An 11774-nucleotide genomic window follows, 5' to 3' on the forward strand; every position below is an offset into this window, starting at 1 on the left:
ACCCGCGGGTCAGCGGAAGGCCTTGTTCCGGCGGCGGTTGGTGTCCTGGAGGAAGAGCCAGCCGAGCCCGGCGCCGGTCAGGAAGCCGCCGAGGTGGCCCTGCCAGGAGATGAACGGCAGCAGGAAGGTGAGCAGGGCGGTGATACCGACGTACCCGACGATCCAGCTGACGTCGAGGTTGCGGGAGCGCTCGATCACCAGCAGCGCGCCGACCAGCCCCAGGACGGCGCCGGATGCGCCGACCGTCGGCATACCCGGGGTACTGAACAGCCAGACCACGACGCTGCCGCCGAGCGCTGCGCCGAGATAGAGCAGCGTGAAGCGGAGCCGGCCGAGCATCCGCTCCAGGACCAGGCCGAACTGATACAGCGCGAGCATGTTGGCCAGGATGTGCCAGAGCTGAAAGTGGCTGAAGTCGCCGGTGATGAGCCGCCACGGCTCGGCCGCCACGTACATCGGAGTCATCGGGAGGTAGAACCGCGCCTGCGGACTGACCTGGATGGCGATGAACACGAAGATGTTGATCGCGATCAGCACGAACGTGACGAGCTGCCCGTTCGCGCGCTGGATGCCGCCCAGCGACGTCCGGGTGCGGGGGATCGACTTCACGCCGTCCGAGAAGCACTGCGGGCATTGGAAACCGACGGCGGCGCTGTTCATACAGGCGGGGCAGATCGGCTTGTCACAGCGCTGGCAGCGGACTCCGGCGGGCCGGTCCGGGTGCCGGTAGCAGACGGTCGCGGTCACGCGGCGGGGTCCTTTCAGGTGAAACCAGGTGCGGGGCCGGGAAGGCCGGCCCCGCAGGTGGGATCAGGCGTTCTTGCGCTCGATGACCACGTTGTTGATCACGATCGGCTCGATCGGCCGGTCGCCGGGGGCGGTCGGCGCGGTGGCGATCGCGTCGACGATCTTCTGCGACTCGGCGTCCACGACCTCGCCGAAGATGGTGTGCTTGCGGTTCAGGTGCGGGGTCGGGACCACGGTCACGAAGAACTGCGAGCCGTTGGTGCCCTGGCCGAACTGGATGCCGGCGTTCGCCATCGCGAGCAGGTACGGGCGGTCGAACTGGAGCTCCGGGTGGATCTCGTCGTCGAACTGGTAGCCCGGCGTCCCGGTGCCGGTCCCGAGCGGGCAGCCGCCCTGGATCATGAACCCGTCGATGACGCGGTGGAAGCCCAGGCCGTCGTAGAACTTCTCGTGGCTCGGCTGCCCGGTCTGCGGGTCCGTCCACTCCTTGGTGCCCTCGGCGAGCCCGACGAAGTTCTCCACGGTCTTCGGCGCGTGGTTCGGGAACAGCCGGATGACGACGTCGCCCTTCGTCGTCTGCAGGGTCGCGTACAGCTCTTCGGCCACGGGTGTCACTCCTAGTCGGTTTACCTACTGACAGCGTCGATCCTGTCATGCGACCCCAAAAATCTCCGCACCTGACCCACGGGGTTTGACAACTGGGTACGCGTACGATGCAGACAAGACCGGATTTGTCCAGAGCTGTATCCGTGGCGAGGGCCGCGCACGGCATGAGGAGGGAACCGTGGGTTTGAGGAAGTCCAAGGGCAGAGTCGAGACCGCGAAGGACCGGGTTCGGCCGTTCGCCGAGTCGGCGTCGGATCGGATCGGACCGGCCGTTGGTCAGGTCCGTGACCACCTCGGCCCGGCCGTGGGCACCGCACGGGAGAAGGTGTCGCCGTACGCCGAGAAGGCTGTCGAGCGGGGCGCGCACCTGGCCCACGTCGCGGTCGAGAAGGCCGGCCCGGTGATCGACGACGCGCTGGCCAAGGTCGGCCCGGCCACCGAGCAGGCCGCCGGGAAGGCACGCGAGCGGTTCAACGACGACGTGCTGCCGAAGGTGACCGCCGCGCTGGCGTCACTGGCCGCGGCCGCCGAGCCCGTCGTCGAGGAGACGACGCGCCGGAGCAAGGCCACCAAGGCCGCGCTCCGCGGTGAGATCGACGCGCCGAAGAAGAGCCACAAGCTGCGGACGGCGGTGCTGGTCCTCGGGCTCGGCGCGCTCGCCGCGGCCGCGCTCAAGAAGCTGCTCACCCCGCCGGAGCCGGCCTGGCAGTCGACCCCGACCAGCGGGCGTGACTACAGCTCCGCGCCGGCGCCGCGGCCCGACACCGCGACGTCCAACGGGCACGCCAAGACCGACGCCCCGAAGCCGGAGGCGCCGAAGACCGACGCTCCGAAGGCCGACGCGCCGAAGGCGGAGCCGAAGACCGAGGCCAAGGCGGACGCCAAGCCGGCGGCCGCGGCCAAGGACGAGGCCGAGGTGAAGGCGGCGGCCAACGGCGCGGCCAAGAAGACCACCACCGCCAGGAAGTCCACGGACCCCAAGCCCTCGGACTCCTGACACATCAGGTACCGCAACGACGAAGGCCGCGACCTCCACCTGGGGGTCGCGGCCTTCGTGCGTCGTCCGGCGGATCAGTTCGGCTGGGGTTCGTCGGCGTCGTGGTCGGGCCGGGCGATCGAGTAGCGGCCGGCCGAGAGCAGCTGGGCCGCGTAGCGGTGGGTGATACACGGATAGGTGCCGCCGCAGTCGGTGCAGACGGCGTGGTTGCGGTGCAGCCAGGGCAGGACGCCGAACCGGCGCGTCCAGGTGAGGGGCTCACGGTCCGGTGCGTGCGCGTGCAGAGCTGACCGGGCGGCGTCCTGGATTTCGGGCGCCGTCCAGTCCTCGGCGCTCTTGTCCATCAGCGCGCTCAGGTCGGGGTGGAGGTGGTCGGTCGAGCGGGTCTTCGTCATGTGGGCGTCTTCCGAGGCAGGAGGTGGTGCGGCTGAAACGATGGCTTGAAACGTGACGAATCAGTCGCAGTTAGCAACGGTAGTCCTGTCGTGTCCAACGAGGCGCGCCGAAAGAGGCTATGTCGGTGTCAGATCTTCGTCAGGTTTCGGAGCGTGTACATCAGGTGCACACTCAGCCCCGGTCAGCTCCACTGCGCTTCGAAGCTGATCCGGGCCTCCAGCTCGAGCAGATGCCGCTTGGTCGGGATGCCGCCGCCGAAGCCGACCATCTTGCCGCCGGCGCCGACCACCCGGTGACAGGGCACCACGACCGGTAGCGGGTTGCGGTTGCAGGCGGTGCCGACGGCGCGCGCGGCCCCGGCGTCGCCGACGATCCGCGCGACCTCGCCGTACGTCTGCATCTCGCCGTAGGGGATCCGGCTCAGCTGCCCCCAGACCGCCCGCTCGAACTCCGAGCCGCTGCGCACCGACAGCGGTAGATCGAACTCCTGCAGCTCACCCGCGAAGTACGCCGCGAGCTGCTCGGCGGCTCTCGACAGCAGCGGATCGGACGCCGCCGGCCGGTCGAGCCGCTGGAACGTGACCCGGCACAACCCGGTGTCGTCCACCGCGAGCGACAGCTCGCCGATGGGTGAGTCGACCACTGACCAGCGCATGGTCACCATCTTCCCCGCCGGCACGGACACTTTCGCCGACGACCTGATGTCCTCGCCCGGTCACAGGGTGTTGTGCTATCTCTGATCCATGGCGACCCGGCCGCAGCAACCGCCGCTGGACCGATGGTTCTCTTCCGAGCGCACGCTCGGGCTGGCCGCGTCCGCGCTCGTCGTCGCCGTCACGCTGACCACCTGGGCGACCGCGTGGTCCGACTGGTACTCCTACCAAACCGTCGTTCGGTACGGCGACGACCACGACCGGCTGGCCGAGGCGGCGATCGTCTCCGGGCTGCTCGGGATCGTCGCGGGCGTCGTGCTGTTCGCCGCGGCCGCCGTCTTCATCGTCTGGCTCTGGCGGGTGCGCTGGAACGCCGAGATGTTCTGCCGGGGCGAGCACCGGTTCACCCGCGGCTGGGTACTCGGCAGCTGGATCTGCCCGGTGGTGAACCTCTGGTATCCCAAACAGGTCGTCGACGACATCGTCGCGGCCAGCGATCCGCGGACGCCGCCGCGGACCGAGTCGCTGCGCGACGTCCCCGGCACCCAGCTGGTCTGGGTCTGGTGGATCACCTGGGTGGTCGGCCTGGTGACCGGCAACATCGTCCAGCGCGGCGTGCTCGGCGGCGCGACCGAGGCCCACGACCTGCGGACGAACGTGATCCTGTCCACGATCTCGGCGATCTTCACGACCGCGGCCGCCGTCCTCGCGGTGCAGCTGATCGCGCGGATCGACGAGCTGCAGACGAACCGGCCGTGGGTGCCGTGGTGGGCGGCCGGTGAGCGGGAGTCCGGCTTCCAACCTCCTGCGCGGTAAACCAAACCGTTACACGCCGTCGGATGCCTCGTTACAAGAGGTGATGGCCGTACGAAAAGAACACGTTAAGTCGATACCCTCCGTGCTGGGACCGACTCCTCAGGCGTACCTACTTCGTGGTATCAATGTGGCTCGGTCATGCGGGGGCAGGATTTGGCCGAAACGCCGAACAGACGGAGTTCCAGCAACGCGAGGGACGCACGACGTGAGCCACCCGCAACCAGCAGTTCTGTCTGCTGTACAGAACCAAGAAGAAGAGTGGCAGCCGCACGCAGCTGAAGAGTTCCAGCAGATCGGGACGGTCGGCAAGATCGCCATCGGCCTGCTGGGGGCGTCGACGGTCACCCACCTGCTCTCCACCTGGTCCGACTGGAACACGTATTCCGTCGTCCACCGCTACCTCGGCGGGATGCCGAACGTCGACGACGCGGATCTGAACCGCGCCGACGCCATCGCCAAGGTCACCGCGGTGCCCAACGTCATCATCTCGGTCGCCGCCGCCGTGGTCTTCGTGATCTGGCTGTGGCGCGCGCGGGTCAACTCCGAGGTCTTCTGCCAGGCCGACCATCGGCGCAGCCACGGCTGGGTGCTGGCCAGCTGGTTCTGCCCGGGGCCGAATCTCTGGTACCCGAAGCAGATCGTGGACGACGTCTGGCTCGCCTCCGATCCGAAGACCCCGGTCTACACCGACGACCTGCGCCGATTCAGGACGCCGACCCTCACCTCTGTCTGGTGGGTCGCCTGGATCGGCGCTCTCGCGTTCGACGTCGTCGTCCGCCGGTTCCTGATGTGGATGGAGGCGACCGTCGGGTCGCTGCGCGGGATCGCCCTGGCCGGTACGGCGTCGCTGCTGCTGACCGCGGTCTCCGCGGTCGCCGCGACGATGGTGATCCGCAAGATCACCGCGATGCAGACCGAGCGCGAGTGGGTCCCGTGGTGGGACCAGCGCGAGCCGAAGCTGACCGCCGTCCCCACCTACGCCAACGACGACACCGATGAGCAGCCCGCGATCGCCGAGCCGATCGCGTCCGCGGCGCAGGTGCTGCCGTCGTCCCCGACCCGTCGGCTGGAGCGGCAGCCCGAGCTGCAGCTCGCCGGCGGTGGCGCGGCGACCCCGCCACCCGCGGCCAGCCCGTTCGCGCCGGCCGCCGAGTCCTTCCCGGGTGACGGCGCCGCCGCCGAGGAGGCGCCGAAGTGGAGCCCGTTCGCGCCGGTGGCGCAGAGCTGGCAGGACGACGACCAGGACGCCGGCCCGTCGACCGAGCAGTTCGACGCCGTGTCGACCTGGCAGGACGACACCGCCGGCAGCACGGCCGAGCAGACGGCGTACCAGCCGCTCAAGCCGTCCTGGAACGAGTACCTCAGCGGTGAGCCCGAGGCGGACCCGCTGACCGCGTCGACGACGAGCCGCTGGCTCGACGAGACGCCCGCCGTCCAGCCGGTCGCTGACCCGTACGCGTACCAGCCGCAGCAGCAGGCCGACCCCGAGCCGTCCTGGGCGAGCAGGTACTCCGAGCCCTACACCTCGTACGAGACCACCTCGGACTACCTGACCTCGACGTCCTCCCCCGCGGAGGCCGAAGCCGCACCCGAGCCTGAGCCCGCGCCCGTTGCGCGCGCTGGCCGCCGGGCCGCTCGGGTCGCGGTGGACAGCCCCTCGACGGTGCAGCAGCCGGCTGCGGAGTACTACGAGCCCGCGCCGGTCCTGCCGACCCACGGCGAGGACTACCTGACCCCCTCGAAGCCGCTGCCGCAGGTCCCGTCGTACGGGCCTGAGCCGTCGTACTCCGCGGAGAGCCCGTCGAGCTACGAGTACGGCGCCGCCGCGTCGTACGAGCCGACCAGCTACCAGTCGTCGTACCAGGAGCCGGCTGCGCCGTCGACGGAGTACACGTCGTCGTACACCTCGGAGTACTCGAGCGGCTACGACTCCGGTCAGTACGGCTACAACTCCGACTACACGAGCACCAGCTACGAGGGCGGCTCGTACGAGTCGTACACCCCGACCAGCTACAGCGGCTCGGAGTACACGACCTCGTCGGAGACGTCGTACGACAGCTACACCCCGAGCTCCTACTCCAGCGACTCGTACACCTCGCAGTACTCCGAGCCGGCCACGGACTACTCGTCCTACAGCCAGCCGCAGCAGCCGACCGAGGAGCCGGACCCGAACGCCCCGCGGACCCACCCGCGCCGGCGCTGGACTTAGGGCGGGTCATGCGATCCAGCGCCTACTGCGGGGCACTCGGCACGGCATCTCGCCGCACGGGTGCAAAGGTGACGATGCTCCGCATCGACCCCTTCGCCCCCGCACACCGAGCTACCGCACCGAGCACCTCCTCGCTACGGCGCCGGATCACATGACCCACCCTGACCCAATGGCCTTCGCGTTCTCCACGCTCGGCTGCCCGGGCGCACCGCTCGACCATGTGCTGGAGCTTGCCAAAGGCAACGACATCAGCGGGCTGGAGCTGCGGGCCGCGCCGGACGAGTTCACCAACACCGCGCTGTCCGCCGCCGAACGGCGGACGCTACGCGGCCGGATCGAGGACGCCGGGCTGGAGATCTTCGCGGTCAGCAGCTACGTGAAGCTCTGCGCCGTCGAGGAGCAGCCGCTCGACGCCTATCTCGAGCTGGCGGCCGACCTGGGTGCCCGCGGCGTCCGCGTCTTCCCCGGTGACGACCCCGCCGGGACGTCGGAGTCCCCCACGGCAGGTGAGATCCGGGCGCTCGACCGGGTCAGCCAGGCCGCGAAGGTCTCCCGCATCCTGCTCGAGACCCACGACTCGCATTCGGCCGGCGCGCGCATGGCCGCGCTGCTGAGCCTGATCGACAACTCGGTCGCCGACCACAACGTGCGGGTGATCTGGGACAGCGCCCACACCTGGTCGCACGGCGAGACCCCGGCTGAGGCCTTCGCACTGCTCCGCCCCTGGCTCGAGTTCGTCCAGATCAAACAGTCCGACTCGACCCAGGCCTACAAGCCGGTCGCGGTCAAGGCCGGCGACTACCCGATCCAGCAGCTCCTCGAAGCCCTCGCCGGCACCAGCTACCCACTCTCCCTGGAGTGGGAGACCAAGTGGCACCCTCACCTGCCGCCGCTCGAAGAGACCCTCCCAGCCGTCAGCCGCTGGCTCGCCGCGCGCTGACGCGAAGGTTGTCCCTCGCCACCTGGACAATCGCTTCCGCCTACCGGGTGTGACCTCTACTCTCCAGTTACCGCATGCAATGCCTCAACTACTGGAGGTCATCGTGTTCCGTCCCGCCCGATGGACTCGACTTGTTCCCCTTGCGCTGGCGGCGGTTCTCGCCGTGGGCGCCGGGAGCCAACTGCCTGCCACCGTGCAGGCCTCGGCGCCGCCGGATCGGAAGCTGGAGGCCGCCGAGGCCGGCGAGCTGATCCAGTTGCTTCGGGTGAACACCCCGACGCAGGCCGATCGGAAGCGGCTGACAAGTCTGGATCTCGACCTGGCCGAGTCGGCCGGTCCCGGTTTCGTCGACGTGGTCGCCTACGGCAGCAGCGACCAGCGGCTGCTGCGCTTGGCCGGTTTCACCTGGAAGACGCTCGAGGACGATCTCGAAGGCGCCGACCGGGACCGCGAGAAGGCCGACGCGGAGTACGCGCAGGCCGTGAAGAGCCGGAAGATCCTCGCCACCTTGCCCAGTGGACGGACGTCGTACCGGCAGCTCTCCGACTTCACCGGCAACCTGGCGAGCCTGGCCCAGCAGTACCCGACCAAGGCCCGGCTGATCACGCTCAAGGAGAAGTCGCTCGAGGGCCGGACGGTCCAGGGGCTGGAGATCTCGCACGATGTCGCGACCAGCAGCGGCAAGCCGGTGTTCCTGATGATGGGTCTGCACCACGCGCGGGAGTGGCCGTCGGGTGAGCTGACCATCGAGTTCGCCTACGACCTGTTGCAGAACGACGGGACCAACGCGCGGATCACGAACATCCTGGCCAAGTCCAAGGTGATCATCGTGCCGGTGGTGAACCCGGACGGCTTCAACCTGAGCCGCACGCTCGGCTACGAGATGAAGCGGAAGAACTGCCGGATCACCAACGGGCAGCTGCCGACGGCCGGCCAGTGCGCGCAGTCGTCGAACCAGTCCCGGGGCGTCGACCCGAACCGGAACTACTCCGGCTTCTGGGGTGGCCCGGGCGCCTCGACCAGCCTGACCTCGGAGACCTACCGCGGTCCGAGCGCGTTCAGTGAGCCGGAGACGCGCAACATCCAGTCGCTGGTGTCCGCGCATCAGGTGACCACGCTGATCACCAACCACACCTACTCGAACCTGGTGCTGCGCCCGCCGGGCTACGCCAGCGCCGCGAACACCCCGGACGAGACGGTCTACAAGTCGCTCGGCGACCAGATGGCCGCGCAGAACGCCTACACCAGCCAGAAGTCCTACCAGCTGTACGACACCACCGGTACGACCGAGGACTGGTCGTACTACGCGACCGGCGGGCTCGGCTTCACCTTCGAGCACGGCGCCAGCAGTTTCCACCCGGCGTTCTCGAACGTGGTCAACTACTACTTCGGCTCCGGCAGCACGGCCGGTAAGGGCAACCGGGAGGCGTACCTGATCGCGGCCGAGTCGACGATCAACCCGGCGCGGCACTCGGTCATCACCGGCAGCGGCCCGGCCGGCGCCGTCCTGCGGTTGAAGAAGTCGTTCACCACCAAGACGTGGAACGGCACGCTGCTGCCCGACGTCCTGGAGACCACGATGACCGTGCCGGCGGGTGGTACGTACACGTACCACGCCAACCCGTCGACCCGCCCGATCACCATCCAGAACGGCGGCGGTACGGAGTCCTGGACGTTGACCTGTGAGCGCCCGACCGGTCAGGTCCTGGAGACCCGCTCGATCACTGTCGCCCGCGGCGCGAGCGTGACCGCCAACCTGACCGCCTGCTCCTCGGCGTTCTAACCGGCGCTCGACTCCCGGATCTCCAACGTGTACGGGACGGTGAGGCTGCGTCGCTCGGCCTCACCGCTCCCGGCGATCCGCTCGAGCAGCAGCGCGACGGTCTGCTCGGCGAGCCACTCCTTGTCCGGGGAGATGGTGGTCAGGGACGGCGAGTGGTAGCGGCCGTCCTCGATGTCGTCGAAGCCGACGACCGCGACGTCGTCCGGTACTGACAGGCCGGCGTCGGCCAGGGTGCGGAGCGCGCCGAGCGCGAGCAGGTCGTTGAAGCAGAACACCGCATCCGGCGGCTCGGGGAGTGCGAGGAGCTCGCGCATCGAGGCCGCGCCGTCCAGCCGGTGGTAGCCGGTGCCGGCCAGCTCGAGGGCCGGGTCGTGCGGGATGCCGGCCGCCTTGAGCGCTTTGCGATAGCCCTTCCGCCGGACGGCGCCCGTCCCCGAAGCGCCCCCGCCGCCGACCCCGATCGCGGCGATCCGCCGGCGGCCGAGGGAGATCAGGTGCGTGGTCGCGTCGAACGCCGCCTGGACCGAGTCGACCGCGACATGGTCGAACGTGCCGCCCGTCGTCCGCTCGCCGAGCAGGATCAGCGGCTTACCGCTCGCGGCCGCGCCGATCTTGGCCGGGGTGCTGGTGATCGGTGAGAACACGATGCCGTCGATCAGCTGACCGCGCATCCCGTCCAGCACCAGCTGCTCGGCGGCCGACTCGCCCTCGGTCTGCTCGATCAGCACGGTGATCCCGCGCTTCTTCGCCGCCCGGCTGAAGGCGGCGCCGAGCTCGGCGAAGTAGGCCGAGGCCATCTCCGGGATCGCCAGCGCGATGAAATCCGACCGGCCCTTGCGCAGCGAGCGGGCGCTCACATTCGGCCGGTAGTCGAGCGCGGCGATCGCGGCCTCGACCTTCGCCCGGGTATGCGCGGTGATGTGCGGGTAGTCGTTGATGACGTTGGACACCGTCTTCACCGACACCCCGGCCCGCGCCGCCACGTCACTCAGCCTGGTCGCCATCGACACCTCCTGTCACAGCCTGTTGCCCGAGTCTGCCACGCTCGGAAAGCGCGAGCCGTTTACAGTCGATGTCAATCGTTGTAAGAATCCTCGGTAATCGTTGTAATGCTCCATTCCCCAGGAGGTTCGTGTGGCGCGGCTGGTAGTGGATCCGGCGTTCGTCGTCGGTGCGGTGGACCGGCGGTTGTTCGGTTCGTTCGTCGAGCACATGGGGCGCTGCGTGTACACCGGCATCTACGAGCCGGAGCATGTGACGGCCGATGCCGACGGCTTCCGGCAGGACGTGCTGGAGCTGGTCCGCGAGCTCGGCGTCACCGCCGTCCGCTATCCCGGCGGCAACTTCGTCTCGAACTACGACTGGGAGGACGGCGTCGGTCCGAAGGACCAGCGGCCGCGCCGGCTCGACCTCGCCTGGCGGGCGATCGAGCCGAACCAGTTCGGCACCGACGAGTTCGTCGCCTGGTCGGCGAAGGCCGGCGTCGAGCCGGTCTGGGCGGTCAACCTCGGCACCCGCGGGATCAAGGAGGCCGTCGAGCTGCTCTCGTACACCAACCTGCCGGCCGGGACCGAGCTCCCCGACCGCCGGGTCGCGAACGGCCACGAAACGCCGTACGGGATCAAGGTGTGGTGCCTGGGCAACGAGATGGACGGCCCGTGGCAGATCGGGCACAAGACCGCCGAGGAGTACGCCCGGCTGGCCGAGGAGACCGCGAACGCGATGCGGCGCGTCGATCCGGACCTCGAGCTGGTCGCCTGCGGGTCGAGCAACTCCGGGATGCCGACATTCGGCGAGTGGGAACGCGTCGTCCTCGAGCGCACCTACGACCTGGTCGAGCACATCAGCCTGCACGCGTACTACGAGCCCCGCGACGGCGACCAGGCGAGCTTCCTGGCTTCGGCCGAGAACATGGACCGGATGATCTCGTCGGTGATCGCGACCGCCGATCACGTCAAGGCACTGAAGCGCAGCGACAAGGAGATCACCTTGTCGTTCGACGAGTGGAACGTCTGGCGGCAGCAGGACTTCCCCGGTGAGCTCGGCCTCGGCATCCGCGAGGTCGGCCCGCTGATCGAGGACACCTACACGGTGGACGACGCGGTGGTGGTCGGCAGCCTGCTGATCACGCTGCTCCGGCACGCCGACCGGGTGAAGATCGCTTGCCTCGCGCAACTGGTCAACGTGATCGCGCCGATCCGCACCGAGCCGGGCGGCGCCGCCTGGCGGCAGACGATCTTCCACCCGTTCGCGCTGACCGCGAAGTACGCCGGCCCGACCGTCCTGCGGACCGCGGTCGACGGGCCGGAGGTGGAGACCGCGAAGTTCGGCAAGGTGCCGGCGCTGTGGAGTACGGCGACGTACGACGAGAGCACCGGCGAGATCGCGATCTTCGTGGTGAACCGCAGTGAGACCGACAAGATCGACCTGGAGATCCCGCTCGCCGCCGGCCTGACGGTGACCGAGCATCTCGCCCTGTACGACGACGACCGGGGGGCCGTGAACTCGGCCGCCGATCCGGACCGGGTGACGCCCCGGCGGATCGACGGCACCGAGCTCGTCGACGGCATCTGCACCGCCACGCTGCCACCGGCTTCGTGGCACCTGATCCGCCTGACCTGAGAGGG

At 69.2% G+C, this 11774-nt stretch carries 11 protein-coding genes; 6 read left to right on the forward strand and 5 right to left on the reverse strand.

Annotation, left to right across the window (positions count from 1 at the left end):
* Nucleotides 1-9: 9 nt before the first annotated feature.
* Both ACZ6ZD_RS08685 and ACZ6ZD_RS08690 read right to left on the reverse strand, forming a co-directional pair.
* On the reverse strand, nucleotides 10-747 hold the full coding sequence (locus tag ACZ6ZD_RS08685) for a rhomboid family intramembrane serine protease (protein ID WP_465669814.1): 738 nt from the start codon (nucleotides 745-747) through the stop codon (nucleotides 10-12).
* Nucleotides 748-810: 63 nt separating this feature from the next.
* Nucleotides 811-1353: a peptidylprolyl isomerase gene (locus ACZ6ZD_RS08690; protein WP_465669816.1), complete on the reverse strand. Its 543-nt coding sequence runs from the start codon at nucleotides 1351-1353 to the stop codon at nucleotides 811-813.
* Nucleotides 1354-1531: 178 nt separating this feature from the next.
* On the opposite strand from ACZ6ZD_RS08690, the gene ACZ6ZD_RS08695 reads away from it, so the two are divergent.
* On the forward strand, nucleotides 1532-2350 hold the full coding sequence (locus ACZ6ZD_RS08695) for a hypothetical protein (RefSeq protein ID WP_465669818.1): 819 nt from the start codon (nucleotides 1532-1534) through the stop codon (nucleotides 2348-2350).
* Nucleotides 2351-2424: 74 nt separating this feature from the next.
* Here ACZ6ZD_RS08695 and ACZ6ZD_RS08700 read toward each other — a convergent pair whose 3' ends face one another.
* Complete coding sequence (locus tag ACZ6ZD_RS08700; RefSeq protein ID WP_465669820.1) at nucleotides 2425-2745, reverse strand: hypothetical protein; 321 nt, start codon at nucleotides 2743-2745, stop codon at nucleotides 2425-2427.
* Between the two features lie 182 nt (nucleotides 2746-2927).
* Nucleotides 2928-3401 (reverse strand): methylated-DNA--[protein]-cysteine S-methyltransferase, encoded by a 474-nt coding sequence (locus tag ACZ6ZD_RS08705; RefSeq protein ID WP_465669822.1) that lies wholly within the window; start codon nucleotides 3399-3401, stop codon nucleotides 2928-2930.
* A gap of 88 nt (nucleotides 3402-3489) precedes the next feature.
* Between ACZ6ZD_RS08705 and ACZ6ZD_RS08710 the strand changes: the two genes are divergently transcribed.
* The 4 genes from ACZ6ZD_RS08710 (at nucleotide 3490) to ACZ6ZD_RS08725 (ending at nucleotide 9147) form a co-directional block, all read left to right on the forward strand.
* A complete protein-coding gene (locus ACZ6ZD_RS08710) occupies nucleotides 3490-4215 on the forward strand; it encodes a DUF4328 domain-containing protein (protein ID WP_465669824.1) in 726 nt (241 codons plus the stop codon).
* Nucleotides 4216-4420: 205 nt separating this feature from the next.
* On the forward strand, nucleotides 4421-6424 hold the full coding sequence (locus ACZ6ZD_RS08715; protein WP_465669826.1) for a DUF4328 domain-containing protein: 2004 nt from the start codon (nucleotides 4421-4423) through the stop codon (nucleotides 6422-6424).
* Nucleotides 6425-6593: 169 nt separating this feature from the next.
* Nucleotides 6594-7364, forward strand: coding sequence for a sugar phosphate isomerase/epimerase family protein (locus ACZ6ZD_RS08720; RefSeq protein ID WP_465669828.1), 771 nt, complete (start codon nucleotides 6594-6596; stop codon nucleotides 7362-7364).
* Between the two features lie 163 nt (nucleotides 7365-7527).
* On the forward strand, nucleotides 7528-9147 hold the full coding sequence (locus tag ACZ6ZD_RS08725) for a M14 family metallopeptidase (RefSeq protein ID WP_465669830.1): 1620 nt from the start codon (nucleotides 7528-7530) through the stop codon (nucleotides 9145-9147).
* Here the strand turns inward: ACZ6ZD_RS08725 and ACZ6ZD_RS08730 are convergent.
* The gene (locus tag ACZ6ZD_RS08730; protein WP_465669832.1) at nucleotides 9144-10151 is read right to left on the reverse strand and encodes a LacI family DNA-binding transcriptional regulator; all 1008 of its coding nucleotides are present in this window, start codon (nucleotides 10149-10151) and stop codon (nucleotides 9144-9146) included. The two genes, ACZ6ZD_RS08725 and ACZ6ZD_RS08730, sit on opposite strands and share 4 nt — an antisense overlap.
* 130 nt (nucleotides 10152-10281) lie before the next feature.
* Here ACZ6ZD_RS08730 and arfA point away from each other — a divergent pair, with 130 nt between their 5' ends.
* The gene (gene arfA, locus ACZ6ZD_RS08735) at nucleotides 10282-11769 is read left to right on the forward strand and encodes an arabinosylfuranosidase ArfA (protein WP_465669834.1); all 1488 of its coding nucleotides are present in this window, start codon (nucleotides 10282-10284) and stop codon (nucleotides 11767-11769) included.
* Nucleotides 11770-11774: the final 5 nt, after the last annotated feature.

The organism is Kribbella sp. NPDC104218, assembly GCF_055584105.1.